Below are 25,032 nucleotides of genomic sequence, written 5' to 3'. Positions count from 1 at the left end.
TGAAAAAATCTTGCATTGAAATAATAAAATTTATCTTTTATTTATTTTGAATATTCTGTTTTTATTGTTGGTAATCCAGAACAATCTCCTTTATTGCCGTTGGAAGAAACAATTGTCATTGCTGATGAATTAGGTCTAAAACATCCTCCAGACTCTAAAACAAATGAGCCAGTTGTAAAGACAACGATTGTTACTATAACAACGAGTTATTGAAAAGTTTGAGATTGAACGAGTTTATTACGAGCGAAGGCAAATTGATTGGGTCATTGCAACTGATTTGGAGATTACTAGTGAAATGGCTCGGAATATTAGCTATATTCATGAAGGTATGATTAGTTTGTAAAATAAGGGGTGGGGAGGTATTTTTGTTCAAACTTTATTTTAAAGCAACATCTTATATTTACTGTAGCAATAAGTAGACAAATCTCAACAAAGGAATCTAAAGGGAAAATAGAATACAAAATCGATTGGCTTGCGACTAGAGATTTAATATATGTAAAGGGAGTTCCTTGTACATAGATTTTAGTAAGTGCTATTTTATATGGTTTAAAGTAAAATAGTAGTAAGGTATTTCACCATCAACTCAACTAATCTGATTAGTTGAGTTTTATGTTTTTATAGAAAAGCTACTAAAATATTGTAAAGAAGATGTGATGATTAATGGGGAAAATTGCTATATTAGCAGAGAAACCATCTCAAGCAAGAGCATATGCAGACGCCTTTAAAGTGAAGCAAAAAGAGAAAACCTTTATTGAACTGGAACCTTGTGCTACTTTTCCTCATGGTGCAGTTATTACCTGGGCAGTTGGTCATCTTGTTGAATTAAAGGAGCCGAAAGAATATCAAAAGGAATGGGAGAAGTGGTCGCTTGCTTCACTACCGATCATTCCGCAAAAATTTGAAGATAAAGTGGTCTCTAAAATGTATCCACAATTCAATGCAGTCAAAAAAATCTTTAGTGATCCCCAAGTAACAATGATTTATAACTGCTGTGATAGTGAACGTGAGGGTTCAAATATCTTCTACTCACTTTTGAAAATGACAAAAGTAAATAAGCCCGTTAAACGATTATGGATCAATTCATTAGAAGTAGAGGAAATCCGAAAAGGTTTTAATCATATGCAAGGTAATGAGCGGGATTTGCTTATGTACCAAGAAGCCAAAACGCGTCAAATTAGCGATTGGTTAGTAGGTATGAACTGTAGTCGCCTCTATACGCTACTGTTGCAGAAAAAGGGCTTCAAGGGCAGTATCTCCATCGGACGAGTACAATCGCCAACCGTCTATTTAATTTATAAAAGACAGCAGGAAATTGAACAGTTCAAGCCTGAAAAATTTTATGAAATCGAAGGGGTTTTTAAAGCTCAACATGGTGTTTATAAAGGGAAGGCGAAGCTAAAGACAAAAGAGCGGGCTGAGGCAGTGCAGTTATTGCAACAGCATGGGATTGAACCGAATGATACAGGTCTCATTACAAGTGTCACGAACAAAACGAAGCGGATGGCACCACCTAAACTACATGCGCTATCAACTTTACAAGCGGCTGCCAATAAACGTTGGAAATACAGTCCATCACATGTGTTGAAACTTACGCAATCACTTTATGAGAAAAAGCTCGTTTCTTACCCACGTACCGATTCACAGCTCATTACGCATAATGAGTTTGCTTATTTAAATGAATCCTTAGGAAACTATCAGCAGCTCGTGGGAAAAGCATTTCAGCCAATCAATAGAGGGAAGAACAAGCGCTATGTCGACAGTGCCAATGTTGGAGAGCACTATGCGATTATTCCAACGAAAAAAATACCGACGGCCAAAGCGTTGCAATCCATGAATGCTGATGAACGAAATATTTATTTTGAAATCCTCAATACGACACTCGCTATGTTTCATCAGGATTATGAATACGATGAAAAAACGATTATCACGAATGTCAAAAATGTAGAGTTTAAAACAGTAGGGAAAACAGAGCTTGTCAAAGGCTGGAAAGAATTATTTTCAAATGAGACAGAGGTGCAGGCGCGTGAGGAGTCTTTACCTGTTGTCTTCCAAGATGAGCTGGTACAAAGTAAGATTGCTATTGTAGAAGGCACGACAACACCTCCGAAGCCCTATACAGAAGGTCAACTCATTACGATGATGAAAACCTGTGGTAAATCGGTTGAGGATGAAGAGGAAATCGAGGTGCTGCAATCGATTGAAGGGATTGGGACGGAAGCAACTCGGAGTGGCATTATTGAGACGATTAAGAAGCATGGATTTATTGAAGTACGAAAAAATATCGTGAGCATTACACCGAAAGGACAGCTTTTATGTCAGGCAATTGAAGGAACATTACTGTCAAGTCCTTCTATGACGGCCAAATGGGAAATTTACTTACATAAAATTGGCCATGGGGAAGGCTCTGCCAAGCATTTTATTGAGAGCATAGGCAAGTTTATTCATCAATTAATAGCAGAGGTGCCTAAACAGTTAGAGGCACTGACAATTGAAGCGGAGCAGTTTAAACCAGCCGTGGTAAAAGATATTGCCATGTGTCCAGCATGCAAGGAAGGGAAAATAAGCTTGCGTAAAACCTTTTATGGTTGTTCGAATTATAAAAATGGTTGTAAGCAAACGTTCCCACAAAGGCTATTAGGAAAAAAACTAACGGAAAAAAACATCCATGATTTATGTAAGAGTGGGAAAACTGCTATGATGAAAGGCTTTAAATCAAAGAATGGCAAACAATTTAATGCAGCCCTACGTTTGGTAGAAGGAAAAATTGAATTTGAATTTAAAGAAAAGTAAATGCTGTTAGTTTCAAAGGACTTCCAACATGAAAGTAGGATAGTGTGTTTGTATAGGACATGCTATCCTATTTTTAAGTAAATCAGTCACCTAAAAGGAGCGATGCAATGACGACTATAAAAGAAATTGGCAGCTTATGTCTGACGGATAGTGATGGATACATAATTAATCATGCAGATTGGAATAAAATCAACCCTATTTTTCTTGCTGTCATCAACGATGTGGTTCATACCTATCGCACCCTTCTCCAAGATGACTTACATAGCATTTATATAAGGGGATCGATTCCAAAGGGTATAGGTATTGAAGGAGTAGCTGACTTAGACACAATAGCGGTCACGAAGCAAAATCCTAAAAAACAGCAGGTAAAGCGGATAAAAGATGTAGAGCAAGCGTTAACTCAAAACCATCATTGTGTAGATGGGATTGAGCTAAGTGTATTCGGCAAAGAAGATATTTTAAATACGACATCTTTTTCAATCATTAGTTTCATCCTCCAAACCCATAGTATATGTGTGTTTGGAGAGGATTTAATACCTCGATTACCAAGATATAAAGCGAACGAGGCTTTAGCGAATGACCACCTTATCCAATTGCAGGGGCAAATAAAAAATGCCTGTGATGATCTTCAAGATAATTCGGATAGAGAGGATATTAAAGATTGTTGTAAGTGGATTATGAAAATTATAGTAAGAGCAGGGCTTGCACTTGTCATAACGAAGGAAAACACCTATACAAGGGATTTATACCCCTCCTATAAACGGTTCTCAGAATATTTCCCTGACAAGGAAAGCGACATGAGAAGGGCACTTGAATATGCAATAACACCCATAATCGATACGAACGTTTTGTTATTGTTTTTAAATGAATTTGGAACGTGGATGGTCAGTGAAGCGGAGAAATGGTTACAATTCTATAACCCTACTAGAGAATTAAACATGAAAATCGTATAACTCGAGACAAATAGAGAAAGGTAATCACATATGCGTTGTGATTACCTTTTGTTTTTGTTGTTAATTGAAATTTGGTGTTCTGCTTTATCTTTCAAAAGGGTTGTCAATATAAGGGCCTTTAATGGTAATACGCATTAACTGGGTCGCCATAAATTTGGGGGTATAGGGCATATCATTTTCTAACCACCAGACGATTACTTCAAGAAAGGCGGCTGCATAAAAACGGACGGCCATTTCGCGCGGCACGGTCAGCTTTTGGTCGTCAGGCTCCATCATTTGAATGCCGCTCGAGACAAAATTGATAATAATGTCTTTAAGGCCATCGGAGAAATAAGGGATATTTTTTTCTGTGAGATAGACCTTGTATAGTTTACTATTCAGCGCTATTTGTTCAAATAAATGCATAAATGTCTCATGTGGCTGGTCATAATTTGGTAATAAATCAAAATCCTTCTTCTCTTCGAAGGGTGGGTGAATACTACTTACAAGCTCATGCAAGGCTTCTTCTGAGCTTTGATAGAGAAGGTCTAATTTATCACGGTAATGTAAATAAAAAGTGGCACGGTTTAATGTAGCCCGTTGTGTAATATCTTGTACCGTAATCTTTTCATAGCCTTGTTCATCAATTAATGCCACTAGTGCATCTCTTAATAATTGGCGCGTTCTGATGACGCGAGGGTCCATTTTTTTCGACATTTTGAAGCTCCTTGTATTAAATTTTCTATTTAAACAACAGTCCGATTGCAAGTGTTGTGAAAGCATCATTATGGGCTTTGGTGTTGTTTGCCCTTTTTCAATTGCGCGTTATAATTATATTAACGACACCGTGTCGATAATACAACTAGTTGTTAACGTGTTCACGAATTGTTCATTTATATAGAAGAAAGGGAGATTTATGATGGGTCGTTTAAATGGGAAAGTAGCAATTATTACAGGAGCAGCAATGGGAATGGGCGCTTCTGAGGCAAAACTATTTGCACAAGAAGGCGCAAAGGTTATTGCAACAGATGTACAAATCGAGCCCTTGAATAATTTAGTAAAAGAAATTAAAGAAAATGGTGGGGACATTCTTGGTCTTCAACATAATGTTACTTCTGAGGATGAGTGGAAAGCAGTGATTGCCGAGGCTGTAAAGGCATATGGCAAAGTGGATATCCTCGTCAACAATGCGGGCGTTTCATCACCTAAAACAATTGCCAACATGGAAATGGCTGAATGGAATAAAATTATGGATATTAACCTGAATGGTTGTATCATTGGCATGAAATATGTGATTCCTGAAATGCAAAAAGCTGGCGGTGGTTCAATTATCAATATTTCTTCGATCGGTGGAATCGTGGGAATGGCTGGTACAAGCCCTTATACAGCAGCAAAAGGAGCGCTTCGTGTGCTTTCTAAATCGGCTGCGATTGAATATGGTAAAGATAAAATTCGTGTGAATTCTGTTCATCCAGGCATTATTGTAACACCAATGACAGCGCCTACGATGGAAGAGGGCGGTGCATTGCCATACTATCAAGCTTACACGCAATTACCATACTTCGGTGAACCTGAAGATGTAGCTTATGGCGTAGTGTTCTTAGCATCAGACGAATCCCGCTTTATGACAGGCGCAGAGCTCGTAATCGATGGCGGCTGGACAGCCATTTAATCCAATAGCAAAATCAAAACTAGGCATCACTCGACGTGAGCCTAGTTTTTTTTATATGGACGAGGGTGAATACCGGCAAATCGAGTGAAGATAAACGCGGTCATACCTGCGATTAAGCAATAAATCCTCGATAACGAGCGATAAACCAAATAAATAAAAGAGAAATCCCTGCTGAAGGAATCCTTGATACATACAAAAATAGCACAGACATAGTGGATATTTGTGCATATCATAAATGGAGTAAGCGTTTTCTTCATTTATATAGAAGAAAGTCAAAACCGAAAATTTCACGATTATGTGAACGTCACGAAAAAAAATTCACAAAAACCTTAACTATTTCATGTGAAATCCGTATAATAAATCAAACAGTACGAAAATTGTCCATATTTCTCGAAAAATTGCGTGAATTTTTTAAATTGTATTGACGTAGGAAACGATAATTTGTACACTGTGTACAGTCAATTGTTTTGTGGAGGAATACAATTAATTTGAAAAAGTTAGGATTTGATAGATATGATCGTGTGTAAATTTGGTGGAACATCTGTAGCAAGTGCAGAACAAATACAAAAAGTAGCAAACATTGTAAAATCTAATCCGGCGCGTAAGATTGTTGCCGTTTCAGCACCAGGGAAACGTTCTGGTGACGATATAAAAGTAACTGACCTATTAATACAATTAGCAAATGCAGCGTTACTACAAGAGAATACAGAGGGAAAATTGCAAACTGTTGTGGATCGTTTTAGAGCGATTGCTGATGGTTTGGGGCTAGATAATGCCATTTGTGACGTAATCGCAGAAGATTTACGTGAACGTGTACAAGGTGACAAAACCAATGTGGAATTATTCATCGATAGTATTAAAGCAGCAGGTGAAGATAATAACGCCAAGCTTATTGCCGCTTACTTTAATGCCATTGGTATGCCCGCACGCTATGTCAGTCCTAAAGAAGGTTTAGTGGTCAATGATTTACCAGAAAGAACCTTTGCATTACCTGAAGCGTATGCTAATTTAGCCCCTTTAAAAGACACAAAAGAAATTATTGTGTTCCCAGGGTTCTTCGGTTACACTAAAGCGGGCGTATTGCGAACATTTGACCGCGGTGGCTCTGATATTACAGGCTCTATTTTAGCAGCAGCCGTTGAAGCGGAGCTGTATGAAAACTTTACGGATGTGGATTGTGTGTTCTCCGCGAATCCGAAAGTCGTCAACGATCCAGTGGAAATTAAAGAAATTACGTATCGCGAAATGCGCGAATTATCATATGCAGGCTTTTCAGTGTTCCATGATGAAGCGTTAATGCCTGTCTACAAGATTGGGGTGCCCGTTAACATAAAAAATACAAATAATCCATCAGCCCCAGGTACACGTATTGTACCAAGCCGTCCTGCAACAGGTCGTCCAGTTACAGGTATTTCGGCAGACAGTGGCTTTTCAACTTTATATGTCTCTAAATATTTGATGAATCGTGAGGTAGGCTTTGGACGTAAGCTACTCCAAATTTTAGAAGATGAAAATATTTCTTATGAACACACACCATCTGGTTTAGACGATATTTCTGTCATCATGCGTTCGAATCAACTAACACCAGAAAATGAAGCACGCATTCTTAGTCGTGTGAAAGAAGAGCTACATGCAGAGTATGTAGAAATGCGTCACGGTTTTTCCATGATCGTGATTGTGGGCGAAGGGATGCGTCATAACACAGGATTAGCTGCCCGTGCTGCCACAGCGATTTCAAAAACTGGCGCAAATATTGAAATGATCAATCAAGGTTCTTCTGAAGTGAGCCTCGTGTTTGGTGTCCTTCAGGAATATGAAAACCGCATTTTACAAGCGTTATATGAAGAGTTTTTTGCCCATGCAAAAGCATAATGACACAATCGTCACTAATCCAAGTGTTTCTTGCTTGGATTAGTGTTTTCTTTTTGCTGAGAATACGGTAAAATCGAGGGCGTACATAGTTGGGAGGGTTATTCGTGAAGAATTTAACAATTGGTATGCTTTTTTCGGTCATTGGAATACTTTTTGTCTGTTTAACGATTATGGATATTTTACCGTCATCGACAAAAACAATGAAAATTGTCTACATAGGCATTGGATGGGTCTTTATTATCATCGGCTCTGTCATCCGCTTTAAGAATCTCAAACAAAAGCAGCAATAACACTTTGAAAATGGAATTGTGACAATCGCCAAAGTTATGATACAATTTCAAAGAAAATAAATAATTTGAGTATTATGAAGTTGTTATTCTGTACAAATGTTCAGAAGGTTCAAATTTTAATAAAGAATCGACCGTACAAATTCTTCTTTGTAAGAATTTGTTTTTTTATGTTCCGTAACAACTTTATCGCGAGGAGGCGATTGATTGCCTATACTTACTAAGGATTGCATTCATATTTTTGACGATTATGTTGCCCTTCAAACAGCTTCAGCCATGAAGGTTGTATCCTCAGCCATGCATAACCCAGGCTTTGGTCATTATACGCATCTGATGAATCGAACGGTGCCTATTACCTATGATGAGCGACAGCCACATCAGGAATTGCTGCAGTTTTTGCAGGCACAGCATTTCCCGCATGACAATACAGTGGCTATGATGACGGCTGTCCAAGCCAAGTTTGCGACTATTCGTGACTTTACATATGAGGGAATCCACCTTGTCATTATGATTACCGCAGGACTTGGCAATGCGGTAGATATTACCCGTGCTTTTCATCGAGAGGAGCAGTATCATCCAGGCACTATCAATACTTGGGTGCTGATCAATGGCAAGCTGTCTGATGAGGCACTTTTTCAGGCAATGATTTCAACTACGGAAGCCAAGGTCAAGGCTTTAGTAGATGAGGGTGTTACAGATCCTACGACAGGCACGCTAGCTACAGGTACATCTACTGATAGCTTGCTTATTGCCTCGACAGAAGAAGGGGACTTCCATCAATATGCAGGTCCCATCACTATGCTTGGTAAGGTCATTGGCTATGGTGTTTATGAAACGATGTGTGAGGCGGTTAGGAAATACAAAAAAGATAAAGAGGAGAGGTCTAAATGATTGCTATTGTGATTGCCTGCATCATAGGGCTTATTTTTGATTTAGTAGTAGGGGACCCTCCGAAGCTTCCTCATCCTGTACGCTGGATTGGACACTTGATTCAATCGCAAACAGCTTTATGGAATAAGGGCAAATGGCGCAAGCTACGTGGGACAGTGATGGCACTTGCTGTTGTTGGCACGACCATGTTTGTGGTGACGCTAATTCTATTACTAAGCTATCAGGTGAGTATCATTTTTGGCATCCTTGTAGAGGGTCTGCTGATTGGTATCGGACTGGCACAGCGGAGCTTGAAGGAAGCGGCGATGGCTGTCTATGTGCCGCTTGTCAAAGGGGATTTTGCCGAAGCACGTGTTAAGCTGTCTTGGATTGTCGGACGTGATACCGATAAGCTAGGTGAGGATGAAATTGTGCGTGGTGTGGTAGAAACGGTTTCTGAGAATACAAGTGATGGTGTGACAGCTCCACTCTTTTATGCCTTTTTATTTGGGGCAATTGGTTTATGGGGCTATAAGGCTGTCAATACCTTGGATTCGATGGTGGGCTATAAAAATGAAAAATATAAAGACTTTGGTATGTTTTCAGCCAAGCTTGATGATGTCCTGAATTTTATTCCAAGTCGCATTACAGGCTTACTGATCGTGCTTGGTACGAAAAATGAAACAGATCGTTCGCTTGGCAAGCGCTTAAAGCGTTGGGTACAGGACGCTAAGAAGCATCCTAGTCCAAATAGTGGCTATTTAGAGGCAGCGACTGCAGTGCAGCTTGGTGTACAGCTAGGGGGAAAAAATACGTATCAGGGCGTTGTCTCTCATCGAGCAATTATGGGAGAAAAAATAGTGCCATTAACGAAAGAGCATATTGCAACGTCCATTATTCATATGCGTATTGCCACAGTACTGTTTGCGCTTGTTATGTTAGCAGTGGAGGTGTTAATTTATGCGGTTACCTAATCACGGAGCAAATCCGCAAAATGTTTATCAGCAATTAGGCTTAACGATGCCTGAGGTGGTATATGATTTCAGCGAAAATGTCAATGCGGCAGGACCACCAGCCTTTGTGGAGGCACGTTGGCGTACTTTTTATCCACTAATTCAACGCTATCCAGATCCAGATGGGGAGCCTTTTTTAACGAAGGTCGCAGCTTTTCATCAGGTAGAAAAGAATACGATTTTACTAGGCAATGGGGCTTCAGAGCTTTTTAGTGTACTAGCAAGACGCTATGCCAATAAGCGTGTCATCATTGTGCATCCAACTTTTTCAGAATATGAGCGAACATTGCGTGCTGCAGGTGCTACGATTGTTCCTATTGTCGTGACGGATTTTATTAATTACACATTGCCATTAGAGCAGCTACAGCAGGAAATGATGACGGCAGATGCTGTTTATCTTTGCACGCCTAATAATCCGACTGGCGTACTGCCAAATAAGGGAAATTTACTCGCCTTAATCGCACACGGAGCAATCGTTAACTGTGAGCTTGTTATCGATGAGGCATTTATGGATTGGGTAGATGAGGCGCATTCGCTGATTCAGTTTAGTGCCCAAAACCCACATGTAATTGTCGTTCGTTCGATGACTAAAATGTATGCGATCCCAGGTTTACGACTTGGGTATTTGGTTGCGCATGCTACAATTGTGGGCGCCTTAAAAGAAATGCTACCGCATTGGAATTTAAATGCCTTTGCGCTTGTAATTGGGGCAAGCTGTTTAGACGAGCAGCACTATTGTCAGCAGGCAATTACCTATGCCGCTGCGCAAAGGGAATGGCTGCATCGTTACTTACAGGACAATGGCTGCCAAGTAACGAATAGTGTGACGAATTATGTATGCTTCTCCTTACCGAAAACACAGCAAGCGGACGCCTTTTTCAGCTATTGTCTTGCACAGGGTGTTGTGCTGCGTCACACAAAAAACTTTCAAGGTATGCAGGGTGAGTGGTTCCGTATTGGCATAAAAGACATTGCAGCCATGACATCTTTACATAATTGTCTACAAACGTGGTTTAACCTAAATAAGGGGAGAGAAAAGTGACAACTTTTTATCTAGTAAGACATGGGGAAACACAATGGAATCAGGAGCATCGACTACAGGGGTGGCTGAATTCTCCATTAACGGAAAACGGTAGAGCAGCGGCTGAAAAACTTCACAAGCAACTGCAACAGATTCCTTTTACCGCTGCTTATTGTAGTTCAAGTGGTCGTGCAAGAGAGACGATGGCTATTTTGATGGCCAATCGCAAGCTGCCTATTGCCTATGAAGATGATTTACGGGAGATCTTTTTAGGGAAATGGCAGGGGCAGACAATCGACGATATACTGGCGACACATAAGCTTGATTATGAGCTATATACGAACTACCCTGCGCAGTTTGTGGCGAGTCATACAGAAAGCTTTGGAGCTGTAACAGAAAGAGCGATGTTTACATTAAAAAAAATAGCAGCCCAACATCACAATGAAACGATCCTCATTGTCTCCCACGCTGTAACGATTAAATGCATTATCAATGCTATTTTACAGCGCAGCATTAGTGAGCTGTGGGCAGCCCCATACATTCATGGGACAAGTGTGACAGTGATTGAACGGCAAGGTCAACAATGGCTTGTGAAGGATATTGGTAATCTACATCATTTACAATAGGAGGTGTCCTACATGGCGCTTATTTTTATTACAGGTGGTGTACGTAGTGGTAAATCCCATTTTGCCGAGCAAGCAGCGCTTCAGCATTATGAGGCACAGACATGTACAGCGAAACGCTTGCTCTATTTGGCCTCGGGTATTGCCTTAGATCATGAAATGGAAAAAAGAATCTTACGGCATCAGGCAGATCGCCAGGCACAGCCTATTCAATGGCTGACGGTGGAGGCTCCCTATGCAATTTCTGAAGTATTTGAGACACTTCAGGATGGAGATGTGGTGCTGTGGGATTGCGTGACAACTTGGCTGACCAATGCTTTTTACGAAGGGTATGACAAGGGGACACCCTGTTTACAACAGCCTGGTTGTTTAGCTAAGAAGCTACAGGCCGTCAAGCAGGCGATCCAATCACTACTGAAGAAGGATTTGACTTTTTTTGTGGTATCCAATGAACTGTTTGATGAACCTCCTTATGCTAGTGAGGAAGTAGAATTATACCGACGAACGCTCGGACAGTTCCATCAATGGTTGGTTTCTATGGCACAGGAGGCCTATGAAATGAACTATGGCATTGTAAAGAGATGGAAATAATCAAGAAGGAAGGCAAGAGGATGAAAAATTTTTGGCATAGCCTCCTACTGGCATTTCAATTTTTTACGGTATTGCCAGTACATAAAGAGCTTCCGCTAACAAGGTCCACCATCACAGGCATGTTTGCTTGCTTACCGTGGATAGGTGCTTTAATGGGAACAACGGTGGCAGCTGTGCTTTATAATCTTATGCAGTGGACAGCCAGCAGTGAAGTGATGCTAGCTTTCACTGTGATAGGGCTATTTGCTTTATGGACAGGTGGTTTGCACTTAGACGGCTTTATTGATATGGGCGATGCCTATTTTTCCTATCGAGATCGAGAAAAACGATTGGAGATTTTAGATGACCCCCGTGTGGGAGCGTTCGGAGTATTGGCTGTGGTGTTTTTATTAATGGGGAAATTTGTTATTCTACATGAGCTTTTAGTGCAGCAGAAATTCGACTTGTGGATGGTACTATTCGTTCCATTTCTAACAAGGGTGGGCATGAGCTTTTATTTTATGTCACTCCATTGCTCAAAGGAAAAAGGTCTTGCTTATTTTTTTAAGTCTCATATGAATGCTAATCGATTAAAAGTGTTCATGCTGTTATCGCTCTTATTGGCGATGACGGTTATTTTTATCAGCACGCAGTTCTTACTTCTTCCTGTTGTCCTAGTCGTCGTTTTAGCCATTGCACTTTTTATTTTTCGACAATTTACGTTGCGTAACTTTGGTGGAGTATCTGGCGATTTACTGGGTGCCTCCATTGAAGGGATGGAGGTTGTGCTATGGGTGACATTGTTACTGTGTGCTTAATACGGCATGCGCCTACTAAAGAGAATCTTGAAAAGCGTTACCTTGGGTGGACGGACGCACCATTAGCAGATACAGCCAAGCTTGCTGTTGTGGATGCATTGGTTAAAAAGGTATATGGCAGTGATCTACAGCGCTGTCGACAAACGGCTGCTCATTATTTTCCCAATGCTAGCTATCAGGCAGAGGCATCCCTTCGAGAGACGAACTTTGGTGCATTCGAAGGGAAAAACTATGAGGAGCTAAAAATGGATGCTCACTATCGGGCATGGATAGATGATCCAATCCGTACACCCCCTCCACAAGGTGAGGCATTCGATGATTTTATGAAACGTGTTGTAGATGGATTTCATTATTTACCGAAAAATGAGGATAGCTATTATTTAGTGGTTCATGGTGGGGTTATTCGTGCCTTACTTGTTGCCTTTGCGCCAACAGAACAGCCCTTTTGGTCCTATCAAGTGCCACATGATAAACAATTTGTTTTAACATTTACAAGAAAGGCTTGGGAGGAGGGAGCACGATGCATGTCTTTATCGGAGGTGCCTATAACGGCAAAACCGACTATGTGAGGCGCTTGTATGAACCGCAACAGATGGTGATGATTGCTGGTGAACTACCTGAGGTAGCGCCCGCCTGTGATGTCCTTGTCCTAAAGAACTTAGAAAAATGGCTTGTGACACAAAACTTGGAGGAAGATGAACAAATCGTACAAAAGGTGCTAGCTACATTACAAGAGCTTGAACAGCATTGTACACTCGCACTTATTGTGACGGATATGGGGCGTGGGGTTGTGCCAATGGAAAAACAAGCCCGACAGCTACGTGATACCTGTGGTCGTCTATATCAAGCTTTGTTCAAGGAAGCGGAGCAAGTTGTACGGATTTGGTATGGAATAGCTGAGCCATTGAAGTAAAGTAGACATTCAACAGAAAAGAGGGAATGAAATGGAACGACAAAAATTAAGAAAATTGATTTTGACGGCGATGGTAGCGGCCATCTGTGCAGTAGGAGCAATGATTAAGGTACCAGCGTTTATTTCAACGGCTGCACTGGATTCGGCTCCTGCCTTTTTAGGTGTTGTCTTTCTATCCCCCATCTTAGCAGGGGTTGCTGGATTAATCGGCCATTTTATTACAGCATTAACATCTGGATTCCCCCTAGGACCTTTACATATTATTATTGCGGTAGAAATGTTGATTGTTGTATGGGTCTTCGGGGTGATGCATAAAAAAGGCATGCACTTTTGGAAATGGCCAGTTGCCTTAGTATTAAATGGTATTGTTGCGCCACTACCATTTTATTTTATTATTAGTCCAGCATTTTTCTGGGGTGCTTTAGGTAGTATTCTAATGGCAACGGTGATCAATTTAATCATTGTTGCGGTAGTAATGCCCGTCCTATCAAAGGTTTTTGTGCGTAAGGAAGGTCGTGCACAGTGAGAAATGCGATGAAAGTAGGGGCATTCATTGCGACCATGGATAATGCCGCGGCCATTGGACAAAAACCGCAAGATGTTGTGTCGGCACCAGACCAATTGACAGCCTACATGACAGCCCGTGTAACGTTTTTAGAACAGCTTGCTGCACAGGCACTACCTATTCAAGTTCTACTTGCGAATTTTTCTGGAGATGCCGCATGGCCTCGCTATGAAAAAGGTATACAGCAAGTGTTTACAGAGGCAGGCCTTACATGCCCAGCCATTACGGGGAGTACGGAATCCAATATGCCCACATTGCAGTCAGGCTTAGCTGTTACAATGCTTGGAGAAATTCAGCAGCAGCGTCGAGTATTTGACCACGATCAGCTTAGCTGGTACACCTATGGCCTGCCGCTTGTGGGTGAAGAGGTGTTGGCACAGCCTGAAGATGTGGCGCAGTTGCTGCCTGTTTTCAAGGCATGGCAGTCAGAAATTGTTCAGCAAGTATGGCCAGTCGGATCAAGGGGGCTGCAAGGAGAATTTGCCCGTCTGTTTGGGGAGCGACATGTGGAATGCGCCCTTGATGGTGCAAAATCAGCAGGCCCCTGTACGGTCATTTTGCTAGGCATTGCTCCAGACAATGAATCACAGGCACAAAAAATTTTCCTGCGAAATTTTGAGAAACTACGCATTTCTGAAAAGTGATGGGGCTTGTTTTGGGCAAATGATCGTTTCTTGGGACAGGGCCAGATAATTCAGAGCGAGTGTTATTTTACTTCTGTAGTATCCTTGCTCTGGGTAGTTCCTTACATATTAACAGGATGACGTTGAATCTAAAGTAGCTGGCTGTTGCTTGTAAAGGAAAAGGCCTGCTCTGAAAGGGGAGGAAGTCGCTCTTAAGGAGAGCAAAGAGGCCGCTCCAAAGAAGGATAACCCCGCTCCAAAGTAGAACTTCGCTCTAAAAAGTCACCACCCTCCAAAATCTGCTTAGAAATTAGATTTTTTCTCCTTATGAAGACACTACACCACAATTAAACCACTCCAATAATATTACGAGACCCGAAAAATTATTTATCAAATGGGAATGATTTTCAGTTATAATAAGGAACGAATGGGATTTGAATAGAACGGAGTCGAATGTATGCAGGCAGTTAAACAATTAGGGCAGTATTTGGGGCCTTATAAATTTTTCACGCTGATTGCACCGTTATTGATGGTGCTAGAGGTGACGATGGATTTAATTCAGCCGACCATCATGCAACATATGATCGATACGGGGATTGCCAATGGGGATAATCGTTACGTATTGAATATGTTTGTGTGGATGCTTGGCAGTGCAGTGCTCGGACTTATTGGTGGGGTTGGTTGCTCGTATTATAGCTCGAAGGCGGCGATTCATTTTGCCTCGGATATTCGACAGGTTCTTTATGAGAAGATGATGACTTACTCAGCCAAGGAGCGAGATGCTTTTACAACGGGGAAGCTGATTACGATTTTAACGAGTGATGTGGAAAGTATTCAGCGTGCCTTTATGATGACGCTGCGTATTTTTGTGCGTGGGCCCTTGCTCTTTATCGGCGCAGTGATTATTGTGTTTGTCACAGCACGTGAGCTTTTTTCCATATTGCTCATTATCGTACCATTGTTGGTTATAGCGATGTATTTTTTTACGAAATATTCGGGTGTATTGTATCGTCGTGTTCAGGAGGCCATTGATGCCGTCAATACGAAGCTACAGGAAAATTTGGCGGGTATTCGTGTAGTTAAAGCCTTTCGCCGTGAAACACAGCAGGTAGCACAGTTTGGAGAATTAAATGAGGCGTTGACGAAACGTTTTATTACAGCTGAGCAAATTGTCGGCGTGCTTGTACCCTTTACGATGTTTGTTGTCAATCTAGGGATTGTAGCCGCGCTTTGGCTTGGAGCCATTAAGGTAGACGCTGGTACGCTGCAAGTGGGCGTTATTCTTGCATTCATCAATTATTTAACGATTATTTTAAATGGACTGATGTCCTCTAGTATGGTGCTGATGCAGATAGCGCGAGCCTTGCCTTCAGGAGAACGCATTGTGGACGTGTTAAACAAAGAGATTGCTGTTAAGGAAGCGGAACATGCGCTGACCGATCCAATAAAAGGGGCCATTGACTTTGATCAGGTGAGCTATCGTTACTATGAAACAGCTGAGGATGTCCTCAAAAAGATTTCATTTTCGGTGAAACCAGGGCAAACGGTCGGTATTATTGGGAAAACAGGTAGTGGTAAATCGACGCTGGTGAAGCTATTACCTCGCTTATTTGATCCCTCTGGTGGCGCAATCCGCATAGACGGAAAACCGCTAAAATCCTACTCACTCGCAACCCTACGTGAGCATATCGGATTTACCTCACAGAAAGCATTATTGTTCTCAGGACCGATTGAAAGAAATATTCGTCTCGGTAAGGATGATGCTACAGCTGAGGACATACAGCAGGCATTAGAGGCGGCCTGCGCCAGTGAATTTGTAGAGCGACTTGATAGGGGTTTAGCACATGAATTATCACAGGGTGCTACGAATCTTTCGGGTGGGCAGAAGCAGCGCCTTGCATTAAGTCGTGCGTTTATTCGAAAGCCTGCTATTTTGGTGTTGGATGATACAACGTCAGCGCTCGATAGTGCATCAGAACAACAAGTGCAGCGAGCTATTGCCACCTATTATCAAGACACAACGACCTTCATCGTAGCGTCGAAAATTGCCTCCATTCAGCAGGCAGATGTTATTTTGGTACTAGAGGATGGCGACATTGTTGGGCAAGGAACCCATCAGCAGCTTCTACAATCAAATGCGCATTATCAAGCAATTTATGCGTCACAGCAAAAGGCTGGTGAACAAGGATGAGTCAAGGTCAACCAAAGCAAATGAATTTTGGACGTGGACCGCGTATGGGAGGACCAGCTGAGAAGGCGAAAAATCAAAGGGAGACATTGTCACGTGTGTGGCATTATGTCAAGCAACAAAAAATAGGGCTGTTTTTCTCTATCTTTTTTGTCATTGCCTCGACCTTTTTAAGCCTTGCGGGGCCCTATATGATTGGGCATATTATTGATGATTATATTATGAAAAAGGATATCGACGGAACGATTCGTTTAGGCATCCTATTGGCCGTTATTTTTTCAGTAGCCTCTATTCTGACATGGTTGCAAACCTATGTCATGATTCATGTGGCGATGAAAACCATTCGGACATTGCGTCTCGAATTATTTCAAAAGCTTCAAACACTGACATTACGCTTCTTTGATCGGCGTGCACTTGGGGATTTAATGAGCCGTGTGACCAACGATATTGATAATTTAAATACAGCACTTGCGCAAAGTGTTACGCAAATCGTGTCGTCCATTTTAACTGTAATCGGTGTCAGTATCGCCATGTTTACATTAAGCTGGCAATTAGCAATCGTGACATTGATTATTATTCCGCTGATCGTTTTCACAACCAAGCAAATCATTAAACGCAGCAGTAAAAATTATGCAGCACGACAACGGGATCTTGGGAAGCTCAACGGCTATATTGAGGAAATGATTACAGGTTCGGAGGTACTTACGCTTTTTGGCAAGGAGCAGCAAACGATTGATACGTTCCATCAGCAAAACGAAAATCTACGAAACTCTGCCCAACGAGCAGAAATTATCTCTGGCTTACTAGGTCCGATTAATAACTTTATGAATAATTTAGGCCTTGCTGTCGTCATCGGAACAGGTGCCTTTTTAGCAGTAAAGAGTATTATTACAGTGGGGATTATTGCCGCCTTTGTGACCTATACACGGCAATTTTTCCGTCCGCTTAATCAGCTATCTAATCTATTAAACACCTTCCAGTCTGCTATTGCTGGGGCAGAGCGTGTTTTTGAGATACTAGATGAACCCTCAGAGGTAGCCGACAAGCCTAATGCGATCAAGACGGCATCGCTCAAGGGGGATGTTGTTTTCAAGCAAGTATCATTTAGCTATGGGCCAAATAAGCCTGTGTTAAAAAACATTGACTTCCATGCCAAGGCAGGAGAGACATTTGCTCTTGTTGGCCCAACAGGCTCAGGCAAAACAACGATTATCAATTTATTAACACGTTTTTATGACGTCGATCAAGGTGAGATTTTAATTGATGGGCATAATATTGAACACTATCAGATGGCGACGATTCGCCAAAGAGTTGGTGTGGTTTTACAGGACACCTATTTGTTCTCGGGAACGATTCGTGAAAATATTCGCTTTGGTAAGCTAGATGCGACAGATGAAGAGGTTGTGGAAGCGGCAAAAATTGCGAATGCCCATCATTTTATCAAATATTTACCTGCCCAATACGAAACACCCGTGCAGTCAGGAGGAGCCAATTTAAGTCAGGGGCAGCGTCAGCTTATTGCGATCGCCCGTGCGATATTAGAGAATGCAGATATTTTAATTTTGGATGAAGCGACATCTAGCGTGGATACCCAAACAGAGGTCGATATTCAAAAAGGCTTACAGCATTTAATGCAGGGACGCACAAGCTTTGTCATTGCCCATCGTCTGAAAACAATCGAAAATGCCGATCAAATCCTCGTGATTCAGCAGGGAGAAATTGTCGAGCAGGGCAATCACCAAGAGCTGATGCAGCAGCAGGGGATCTATCGTCATCTTCAACAAAAACTATTGTTAGAGCAGGTAGAATAGGGAATAATAAAGGTACATCTTCCAGAGGGCGAGGGATTGACATGTATGAATTAAAGACCAAAGAAACCGATGTAAGTGTCATTGAATTTATTGAAAGTGTAGACCATCCAAAAAAGCGAGAAGACGCCTATCGATTATTGGACATTTTTACAGAGGTCACAGGCTATGAAGCCAAAATGTGGGGACCGAGTATTATAGGCTTTGGTAAATATCATTACAAATATCAAACAGGCCATGAAGGGGATGCCCCACTAGCTGCTTATTCCCCTCGCAAAGCGAAAATTAGCTTATATTTTGCTCCTGGGGATGAACGAGAGCAACTATTACAACAATTTGGTAAACACACAACAGGAAAAGCCTGCGTTTATATTAATAAGCTAGCTGATGTGAATGAAGACATCTTAAAAGCCCTTATACAACAAACGATCGATTTTTTACGAAAAACCTATCCAGATGCTTAATCAAGAGAGCTGCCTATTAGTTAGGTAGCTTTTTTGTATGAAATTTATCTATTTTCTCCAAAAGTTTAGTAGAAATTTATTTTTACCGTGTATCCTTGCAAGTATCAACGAAAAGAGGAGATACGTATGAAAAAGAAAGCAAAGAAAATGATTGTCTATATGGGGGCATTGATTGTGCTTGGAATGGTGATAATTTGTATTTATCACTATAGCTTAATACAGAAGGAGTCAGCTATTTTACAACCTAACGGCACATTAAACAATGTAGATGGTCAAAATTTCCATGTTTATCAGGAGGGGGCTGGCGAGGATACATATATTTTTATGGCTGGCTCAGGTATCGCAGCACCCGTATATGAGCTAAAAGGGCTGTATCGTAAGTTTTCACAGCATCATCAAATTGCAGTAGTGGATCGAGCTGGCTATGGCTATAGCGACGTAGCCCATGATGATAGAGGAATCGATACGATTTTAGCGCAAACACGACAGGCACTTCTGCAAAGTGGGCTTGAACCGCCCTATGTCCTTGTGCCACATTCCATTTCAGGGCTAGAGGCCATTTACTGGGCGCAAAAATACCCAGAGGAAGTAAAGGGCATCATCGCGCTAGACATTGGCCTACCTAGTCAATATGTAAAGCATGAAATGGGGACGGTCGATCGTTGGATGGTGAGAGGCATGCACCTCGCTACTAAACTCGGCTTACATCGACTTTTGCCAACACAGGTCTATAATCCGCAAGTACTTCAACTGTCGTTTTTAACAGCACAGGAAAAGGAAATCTATCAGGCGTTGTCCTTTAAGCAATTTTTTAATGAAGATATGCAAAATGAGCTGTTGCAGGTCTACGAAAATAGTTTACAATCAGAACAGCTCAAAAAGCCGCAAGACACGCCTATCTTACTGATTGATGCGATTGCGGAAGAAAATAAACATTCGAAATATACGAAGCAAAATCGGCAGGATTATGCTGACTTTGCAAAGCAATTCACTTATGCACAGGTGAAAGAGGTCAGTGGGACACATAGTATTTATCTCTATCAGCCAGATGAAATCTATCAACTGGCAATGGAATTTATGAAAACAACGGGTGATGAGAAAGGTCGATAAGTATGAAAGGTTTTAGAATCTTAATTATAGAAGACGATCACATGATTGGTGATCTACTGCAAAAAATAGTACAGCGTGAGGGCTATGAGGCAATCTGGAAAACAGATGGCAAGGATATGATGGCGCTGATTCAGCAGGTGGATTTAGTCATAATGGATATTATGCTGCCAGGAGAGGATGGCTATCAATTAAGCAAAAATATTAAACGTTTAGGCTTAAATATTCCAATCATTTTTCTATCGGCACGTAATGATATTGAAAGTAAGCTAGAGGGATTGATGGTCGGAGAGGATTACCTGACAAAGCCATTTGATCCGCGAGAGCTGTTGCTAAGAATGCAAAAAATGCTAGCACAACAGTATGGTACACTTACGCAAATTCAGCATTTATTGATCGATGGGGAGCGCCGTCAAGTATTTCATCATAGTATCCATGATGAAATCGCCCTGACAGCAATTGAGCGAAAAATTTTCTTTTATTTATTTGACAATCGTGACCGAGTATTAACAAAGGAACATTTTTTTGATTATCTTTGGCCGCTCGATGAACGCAATCATAATATTTTGAATGTCCATATTAAAAAAATTCGAACAAAGCTACAAGACCCAGCAGGTACTATTGTGCAAAATATTTATGGAGAAGGGTATCGTTTAAATACCTATAATAAAAAATGACCTTAAAAACAAAATACCGTACTTTGTTATTTGTAGCCATTGGGAGTGTGCCTGTTGTACTATTAGGCATTAGTGTGGCCATGTCAATTTTGTATGACAAGGCCTTTAAAATGAAAAATGACGGCATTCCGTTTCATGAGTCCTATGCCTATCCTGTGATGCTGATTACGTTTGTGCTAGCGTTAGGAATGCTCGCATGGCTATTTTCCACATCGATTCATTCGTTACTATCCAAAATTACACTACTTAATAAAACGATACGAGAACTAGCAAGTAATGAGCGAATACCTGACACTTTAACGATAAAAAGTGAGGATGAAATTGGACAGCTTAGCCAATCTGTCAATCTTTTAATTGAGCGTACAACTTACCGAGAATTAGAGCTTGCCCAGCAGCAGGAGCTTCAAAAAGAGCTGCTACAAAAGTTGCGACATGACATTCATACGCCGTTAACGGCTATCCGTTTGCAGCTGTTTTATCTAGAGGATCAGCTACAGGGGCAGCCCAAATTGGTGGAATCCTTACATGCACAAATTCACTATATCACGAATTTAACTAATGCATTTCAGTTACAGTCCTTTGATACGAGTGAACAGTCCTATGTCATGCAGGAGGAGGTTCAACTTGTCCCATTGTTACAAATGATGATAAAGAAGTGGCAGTATCTATATCGCATGCAGAATATTACGCTGCATTTTCAGCACGATGATTTACAAGCAACTTGGCTTAGCAATGAATTGTGGCTACAGCGTTTATTCGATAATGTCTTTCAAAATACATTAAAGCATGCCCAAGCATCCAAGCTAGAGGTGACGATCAAGGACGGGCAAGTTGTCATGTGTGATGATGGTATTGGCTTTACGACGGAAGATGAGCATGGCGGACTTGGGCTTAAAATCATTCAGGATATTGCTAAAACATTGAATATCGAAGCTTCCTTACAATCAAACAAAAATGGCACGACCTTCTACTTTACACACCAATAAAAAACAACGGCAGCCTTTGCCGTTGTTTTTTCTTTTACACTGATTTTCGTTGCTGTAGTAAGAACAGGGCAAGTCCTAGTAAAATGACCACAATACCGATCCCCTGTTGAACGGAAATCATCTCATCTAAAATAAAATAAGCTAATATACATGTGCCGATTGTTTCGCCTAAAATACTCATGGAAATCACCGTTGTACTTAACCATTTCAATAGCCAATTAAAAATGGTTTGCCCGAAAATCGTTGCAATGACAGCCAGCCCTACAAGGGACCACCAGGTGGAGGCTGAATAATCAAAAAACGATTCTTTCATAAAGAGGGCATAAACGGCTAAAAAGATCGAGCTACTGCCATAGCCGATAATAGAATAGGGAATGAGCGATAAATCCTTGCGCACTGATTGCCCAATAAAAAAGTAGGCTGTAATAATACCTGCCGCAATAAAGGCAAGAATATCGCCATAAAGGGCTTGTCCACTAATCTGGAAATCTTGCCAGCCAATAATGAAGCAGCCGATGATCGCTACGAAGCAGCCAACAATCGCTCCTTTTGAAAATCGCTCTTTAAATAAAAAATAGCTGCCTACTAAAGAGAATAGTGGCTGAAGTGTCACAATGACGGTTGAACTAGCCACAGATGTGTAGTTTAATGATTCAAACCATAACACATAATGACAGGACAAAAATAAGCCTGATAAAATGCCGAGTCCCCATTGTTTTTTCGAGAGACTTGTAAGCTCCTGCCGCAAGCTCTTCTGTGCCAATAAAAATGGAAGAAGTACTAGCATCGCAAAAAATAGTCGATAAAAGGCTGTAATCGCTGGTGGTGCATCAGCTAGCTTAACAAAGATTGCTGAGGTAGATAATGCAAATACTGCAAAAAATAACGAGATGTAATAAAACATGATGTACTCCTAAGCATTTACAAGATTAATAATGACAAACCTATTATAGTGTAGTCCGCATGAATAATATAGGGTTTTTAGAATATTAGCACAAAATAGGTTTATGGAGCTAATTCTGCTCAAGCAAGGATTCAATGACCTGTTTTAATTGCAGAATGAAGGGCTGCTTACTGTCATCTTTTTTATAGATATAAACTGTTTCGATCGCACTGTGAAGCCCATCTAAATCATAAAAATACAGGTCGGGACAAGGATAAAGTGCTAGTAATTTGGTATTTAATACAGCCAATGTATGCTCGATTTCAAGAAAATCTAAAATACTACTAACTGATTTAATTTCCTTCATCGTAAAAGGTACCTGCTTGTCAGTGAGCCATTGTGCTAATGCATGGGTATACATGCAGCCCTTACTTAACACAAGCAATGTGACAGGTGTTCGTTGATCAAAGTCAATGATATGGGCGGAGCTTGAGATAACTTCAAACGTCTCTGTGGCTAGTACATCATAGTGTAGATCGCTATAATGCTTGATTGGATTACTTGTCAATGCGCAATCTATTTCCGCCAGATGGACTTTGTGATTTAAGGCTGTACTTGATTCCACAGTGAAATCAACATCTATCGGACTTCGACTAGTTTGCAGTGCGTTCATAATGGATGGTCCATATATTTTAATGGTTGTATGAGATGTACCAACCAAAATGCTCGTTTGTGTAGGGCCGATGGTATGTAAAAAGTCTTCATACTGCTCGGCAACTTTCTTTAAAAACTGTAAATAATGTTGACCTACCTCTGTCAGCTTTAAGCCTTGGGGTGTTCGTTTAAAGACGTCCTGCCCAATTTCACGCTCCATTTTTTTCACCTTTGCTGTTAAAGCAGATTGTGTATAATTGGTGATTTCAGCCGATTTACTCAAGTTTTGCCTCTCTAAAAGCTCCATTTTTAAGGCAATTTCTTCAATGTTCATGTTGTTCCTCACATACCTATAGATTTTTTTAATAGCCGCTATCATTTTCCTCCATTTTACGTTCGCTAGCTGTCCACGTACACTCTAGATAATGAAAAGGTAGACTGCAAAAGCAGTAACCTGATGGAGGGTTTTTATGCATACATATTATCGATGGGTCATCTTGCTTGTGGCTACACTTTCGCAAACAGCCGCAACCTTTGTGACCTACGGAATGGGGCCAGTTGCCTCTTTTTATCAAATGGAATGGCACTTAACGTCCTTCCAGACAGGGCTAATTGTTTCAGCCGTCAATATAGGGCCAATTTTCTCCATGCTGCTATTTGGTTATCTCATGGATAAAAAGGGAGAAAAGCAGATTATTGGATGGGGCTCGATACTACTGGGCCTGTCAGCCTTATTGCTAATACCCGTGAATCATTATACGACATTGCTTCTCGTATTAATAGTTGTGGGGATATGGTATGGCAGTGCGCAAACAGGTGGCAGTACTGCTATTGTGAAATGGTTTCCTAACAAGCATCGAGGACTTGCTATTGGGATACGCCAAACAGGTATTCCGATTGGTGGTGCATTGGCTTCCACTTTGCTGACCTATTTGTATCAACATCATCATCTATCCTCTGTCCATTTAGCACAGGGCTTGATGGCGATTGGTGGGGGACTATTATTTTTATTGCTGTACAAAGAACCAAAACAGCATGACACCGCTACGGCACCTCTCATTCCTTTTAAAGAGAAGATGCGTGCTATTCGGCACAATCGAGCGCTCTATCCTTTATTTTTTGTGGGCATGATCATGATGTCCCTCCAAATGATTATCATTGCTCACTTTATGAGCTATTTACATCATGAAGGTGGGTATACATTAACCGAGGCGGGGCGCTGTTTAAGTCTGATTTTATTTGGTGGGATGTTTGGGAGAATTGTACTTGCTTGGATGAGTGACCATTATTTCGCTCAAAAACGAGAGCCATTATTAGTGCTCGTCATGGTCGCTACATTCCTGATGGTTGGCTTTTTGCCCTTTGTCATACATAGCAAGGGCCTCATGATTTTATTTTGCAGTCTATTTGGGTTTTTAGCGCTTGGCTGGTATTCCATATATATCACTTGTGTCACGGAGCAATCCGATTCGCAAGCAGTAGGACTAACTGTTAGTGCAGCGTTAACGATTAATCAGTTCTTTATTGTCTTGGCACCAACGGTTTATGGTTTATTGGTTACTGTTTTTTCCAGCTATCAGCTCGCTTTGGATGTTATCGCTGTGATGGTTATACTGGGGGCATTTCACTTATACAGAACATCCCAAGGTAGTCTAACTTCTGAAAGTTCGGTAAAATAATGGAAAAGAGGAAATGG

At 41.1% G+C, this 25,032-nt stretch carries 25 protein-coding genes; 22 read left to right on the top strand and 3 right to left on the bottom strand.

Annotation, left to right across the window (positions count from 1 at the left end; all coding sequences use genetic code 11):
* Positions 1–660: 660 nt before the first annotated feature.
* Positions 661–2,790 carry a type IA DNA topoisomerase gene (locus NY607_RS01230; RefSeq protein ID WP_259418972.1) on the top strand — a complete coding sequence of 710 codons (2,130 nt, stop codon included), beginning with the start codon at positions 661–663 and terminating at the stop codon, positions 2,788–2,790.
* Positions 2,791–2,897: 107 nt separating this feature from the next.
* Positions 2,898–3,743, top strand: a complete 846-nt coding sequence (locus NY607_RS01225) for a nucleotidyltransferase (protein WP_259418971.1) — start codon at positions 2,898–2,900, stop codon at positions 3,741–3,743.
* A gap of 84 nt (positions 3,744–3,827) precedes the next feature.
* Here the strand turns inward: NY607_RS01225 and NY607_RS01220 are convergent, their stop codons facing one another.
* On the bottom strand, positions 3,828–4,439 hold the full coding sequence (locus NY607_RS01220) for a TetR/AcrR family transcriptional regulator (RefSeq protein WP_009371039.1): 612 nt from the start codon (positions 4,437–4,439) through the stop codon (positions 3,828–3,830).
* A gap of 202 nt (positions 4,440–4,641) precedes the next feature.
* Here NY607_RS01220 and NY607_RS01215 point away from each other — a divergent pair, with 202 nt between their 5' ends.
* The 19 genes from NY607_RS01215 (at position 4,642) to NY607_RS01125 (ending at position 21,799) form a co-directional block, all read left to right on the top strand.
* Complete coding sequence (locus tag NY607_RS01215; RefSeq protein WP_237900502.1) at positions 4,642–5,394, top strand: glucose 1-dehydrogenase; 753 nt, start codon at positions 4,642–4,644, stop codon at positions 5,392–5,394.
* A gap of 513 nt (positions 5,395–5,907) precedes the next feature.
* The gene (locus tag NY607_RS01210; protein WP_259418970.1) at positions 5,908–7,266 is read left to right on the top strand and encodes an aspartate kinase; all 1,359 of its coding nucleotides are present in this window, start codon (positions 5,908–5,910) and stop codon (positions 7,264–7,266) included.
* Between the two features lie 104 nt (positions 7,267–7,370).
* Positions 7,371–7,556 carry a hypothetical protein gene (locus NY607_RS01205; protein ID WP_131519919.1) on the top strand — a complete coding sequence of 62 codons (186 nt, stop codon included), beginning with the start codon at positions 7,371–7,373 and terminating at the stop codon, positions 7,554–7,556.
* Positions 7,557–7,760: 204 nt separating this feature from the next.
* Positions 7,761–8,444 (top strand): adenosylcobinamide amidohydrolase, encoded by a 684-nt coding sequence (locus NY607_RS01200; RefSeq protein WP_131519920.1) that lies wholly within the window; start codon positions 7,761–7,763, stop codon positions 8,442–8,444.
* Entirely contained in the window at positions 8,441–9,397 is a 957-nt protein-coding gene (gene cbiB / locus NY607_RS01195; RefSeq protein ID WP_237900506.1) for an adenosylcobinamide-phosphate synthase CbiB, read from the top strand. The genes NY607_RS01200 and cbiB overlap by 4 nt, the downstream gene beginning before the upstream one ends.
* Positions 9,384–10,478: a pyridoxal phosphate-dependent aminotransferase gene (locus tag NY607_RS01190; RefSeq protein ID WP_259418969.1), complete on the top strand. Its 1,095-nt coding sequence runs from the start codon at positions 9,384–9,386 to the stop codon at positions 10,476–10,478. The genes cbiB and NY607_RS01190 overlap by 14 nt, the downstream gene beginning before the upstream one ends.
* The gene (locus NY607_RS01185; protein WP_259418968.1) at positions 10,475–11,083 is read left to right on the top strand and encodes a histidine phosphatase family protein; all 609 of its coding nucleotides are present in this window, start codon (positions 10,475–10,477) and stop codon (positions 11,081–11,083) included. The genes NY607_RS01190 and NY607_RS01185 overlap by 4 nt, the downstream gene beginning before the upstream one ends.
* Before the next feature lie 12 nt (positions 11,084–11,095).
* A complete protein-coding gene (locus NY607_RS01180; RefSeq protein ID WP_131519924.1) occupies positions 11,096–11,671 on the top strand; it encodes a bifunctional adenosylcobinamide kinase/adenosylcobinamide-phosphate guanylyltransferase in 576 nt (191 codons plus the stop codon).
* 20 nt (positions 11,672–11,691) lie between these two features.
* A complete protein-coding gene (cobS, locus tag NY607_RS01175; RefSeq protein ID WP_259418967.1) occupies positions 11,692–12,468 on the top strand; it encodes an adenosylcobinamide-GDP ribazoletransferase in 777 nt (258 codons plus the stop codon).
* Complete coding sequence (locus tag NY607_RS01170) at positions 12,441–13,037, top strand: histidine phosphatase family protein (protein ID WP_259418966.1); 597 nt, start codon at positions 12,441–12,443, stop codon at positions 13,035–13,037. The genes cobS and NY607_RS01170 overlap by 28 nt, the downstream gene beginning before the upstream one ends.
* The gene (locus tag NY607_RS01165; protein WP_131519927.1) at positions 12,989–13,381 is read left to right on the top strand and encodes a bifunctional adenosylcobinamide kinase/adenosylcobinamide-phosphate guanylyltransferase; all 393 of its coding nucleotides are present in this window, start codon (positions 12,989–12,991) and stop codon (positions 13,379–13,381) included. The genes NY607_RS01170 and NY607_RS01165 overlap by 49 nt, the downstream gene beginning before the upstream one ends.
* A gap of 31 nt (positions 13,382–13,412) precedes the next feature.
* Entirely contained in the window at positions 13,413–13,907 is a 495-nt protein-coding gene (locus NY607_RS01160; protein WP_048390640.1) for an ECF transporter S component, read from the top strand.
* A complete protein-coding gene (locus NY607_RS01155) occupies positions 13,904–14,590 on the top strand; it encodes a hypothetical protein (protein ID WP_259418965.1) in 687 nt (228 codons plus the stop codon). Before NY607_RS01160 ends, NY607_RS01155 begins: the two co-directional genes overlap by 4 nt.
* Positions 14,591–15,026: 436 nt before the next feature.
* Positions 15,027–16,760: an ABC transporter ATP-binding protein gene (locus tag NY607_RS01150; protein ID WP_259418964.1), complete on the top strand. Its 1,734-nt coding sequence runs from the start codon at positions 15,027–15,029 to the stop codon at positions 16,758–16,760.
* Positions 16,757–18,568: an ABC transporter ATP-binding protein gene (locus NY607_RS01145; protein ID WP_259418963.1), complete on the top strand. Its 1,812-nt coding sequence runs from the start codon at positions 16,757–16,759 to the stop codon at positions 18,566–18,568. The genes NY607_RS01150 and NY607_RS01145 overlap by 4 nt, the downstream gene beginning before the upstream one ends.
* Before the next feature lie 41 nt (positions 18,569–18,609).
* Positions 18,610–19,029: a DUF1801 domain-containing protein gene (locus NY607_RS01140; RefSeq protein ID WP_004228761.1), complete on the top strand. Its 420-nt coding sequence runs from the start codon at positions 18,610–18,612 to the stop codon at positions 19,027–19,029.
* 126 nt (positions 19,030–19,155) lie between these two features.
* Positions 19,156–20,139, top strand: a complete 984-nt coding sequence (locus NY607_RS01135; protein WP_259418962.1) for an alpha/beta hydrolase — start codon at positions 19,156–19,158, stop codon at positions 20,137–20,139.
* Between the two features lie 2 nt (positions 20,140–20,141).
* Positions 20,142–20,813, top strand: coding sequence for a response regulator transcription factor (locus NY607_RS01130; protein ID WP_066038510.1), 672 nt, complete (start codon positions 20,142–20,144; stop codon positions 20,811–20,813).
* Positions 20,810–21,799: a sensor histidine kinase gene (locus NY607_RS01125; protein ID WP_259418961.1), complete on the top strand. Its 990-nt coding sequence runs from the start codon at positions 20,810–20,812 to the stop codon at positions 21,797–21,799. Before NY607_RS01130 ends, NY607_RS01125 begins: the two co-directional genes overlap by 4 nt.
* A gap of 34 nt (positions 21,800–21,833) precedes the next feature.
* Here the strand turns inward: NY607_RS01125 and NY607_RS01120 are convergent, their stop codons facing one another.
* On the bottom strand, positions 21,834–22,703 hold the full coding sequence (locus tag NY607_RS01120; RefSeq protein WP_131519934.1) for a DMT family transporter: 870 nt from the start codon (positions 22,701–22,703) through the stop codon (positions 21,834–21,836).
* Positions 22,704–22,812: 109 nt separating this feature from the next.
* The gene (locus NY607_RS01115; RefSeq protein ID WP_237900521.1) at positions 22,813–23,670 is read right to left on the bottom strand and encodes a LysR family transcriptional regulator; all 858 of its coding nucleotides are present in this window, start codon (positions 23,668–23,670) and stop codon (positions 22,813–22,815) included.
* 136 nt (positions 23,671–23,806) lie between these two features.
* Here NY607_RS01115 and NY607_RS01110 point away from each other — a divergent pair, with 136 nt between their 5' ends.
* On the top strand, positions 23,807–25,015 hold the full coding sequence (locus NY607_RS01110; protein WP_259418960.1) for an MFS transporter: 1,209 nt from the start codon (positions 23,807–23,809) through the stop codon (positions 25,013–25,015).
* The last annotated feature ends 17 nt before the right edge of the window (positions 25,016–25,032 follow it).

Source organism: Lysinibacillus sp. A4 (assembly GCF_024919535.1).
In the GTDB taxonomy this organism is placed as follows: domain Bacteria; phylum Bacillota; class Bacilli; order Bacillales_A; family Planococcaceae; genus Lysinibacillus; species Lysinibacillus capsici.
The sequence above is the reverse complement of the archived record's forward strand: the minus strand, read 5'-3'. Positions and strand labels throughout refer to the sequence as shown.

Bases quoted from the DNA above. Each gene is read 5' to 3' on its own strand.
- NY607_RS01210 (WP_259418970.1), top strand. From the start codon at position 5,908: ATGATCGTGTGTAAATTTGGTGGAACATCTGTAGCAAGTGCAGAACAA.
- NY607_RS01140 (WP_004228761.1), top strand. From the start codon at position 18,610: ATGTATGAATTAAAGACCAAAGAAACCGATGTAAGTGTCATTGAATTT.
- NY607_RS01110 (WP_259418960.1), top strand. From the start codon at position 23,807: ATGCATACATATTATCGATGGGTCATCTTGCTTGTGGCTACACTTTCG.
- NY607_RS01120 (WP_131519934.1), bottom strand. From the start codon at position 22,703: ATGTTTTATTACATCTCGTTATTTTTTGCAGTATTTGCATTATCTACC.
- NY607_RS01130 (WP_066038510.1), top strand. From the start codon at position 20,142: ATGAAAGGTTTTAGAATCTTAATTATAGAAGACGATCACATGATTGGT.
- NY607_RS01215 (WP_237900502.1), top strand. From the start codon at position 4,642: ATGGGTCGTTTAAATGGGAAAGTAGCAATTATTACAGGAGCAGCAATG.
- NY607_RS01225 (WP_259418971.1), top strand. From the start codon at position 2,898: ATGACGACTATAAAAGAAATTGGCAGCTTATGTCTGACGGATAGTGAT.
- cobS (WP_259418967.1), top strand. From the start codon at position 11,692: ATGAAAAATTTTTGGCATAGCCTCCTACTGGCATTTCAATTTTTTACG.
- cbiB (WP_237900506.1), top strand. From the start codon at position 8,441: ATGATTGCTATTGTGATTGCCTGCATCATAGGGCTTATTTTTGATTTA.
- NY607_RS01160 (WP_048390640.1), top strand. From the start codon at position 13,413: ATGGAACGACAAAAATTAAGAAAATTGATTTTGACGGCGATGGTAGCG.
- NY607_RS01170 (WP_259418966.1), top strand. From the start codon at position 12,441: ATGGGTGACATTGTTACTGTGTGCTTAATACGGCATGCGCCTACTAAA.
- NY607_RS01145 (WP_259418963.1), top strand. From the start codon at position 16,757: ATGAGTCAAGGTCAACCAAAGCAAATGAATTTTGGACGTGGACCGCGT.
- NY607_RS01150 (WP_259418964.1), top strand. From the start codon at position 15,027: ATGCAGGCAGTTAAACAATTAGGGCAGTATTTGGGGCCTTATAAATTT.
- NY607_RS01220 (WP_009371039.1), bottom strand. From the start codon at position 4,439: ATGTCGAAAAAAATGGACCCTCGCGTCATCAGAACGCGCCAATTATTA.
- NY607_RS01230 (WP_259418972.1), top strand. From the start codon at position 661: ATGGGGAAAATTGCTATATTAGCAGAGAAACCATCTCAAGCAAGAGCA.
- NY607_RS01115 (WP_237900521.1), bottom strand. From the start codon at position 23,670: ATGAACATTGAAGAAATTGCCTTAAAAATGGAGCTTTTAGAGAGGCAA.
- NY607_RS01135 (WP_259418962.1), top strand. From the start codon at position 19,156: ATGAAAAAGAAAGCAAAGAAAATGATTGTCTATATGGGGGCATTGATT.
- NY607_RS01180 (WP_131519924.1), top strand. From the start codon at position 11,096: ATGGCGCTTATTTTTATTACAGGTGGTGTACGTAGTGGTAAATCCCAT.
- NY607_RS01165 (WP_131519927.1), top strand. From the start codon at position 12,989: ATGCATGTCTTTATCGGAGGTGCCTATAACGGCAAAACCGACTATGTG.
- NY607_RS01125 (WP_259418961.1), top strand. From the start codon at position 20,810: ATGACCTTAAAAACAAAATACCGTACTTTGTTATTTGTAGCCATTGGG.
- NY607_RS01190 (WP_259418969.1), top strand. From the start codon at position 9,384: ATGCGGTTACCTAATCACGGAGCAAATCCGCAAAATGTTTATCAGCAA.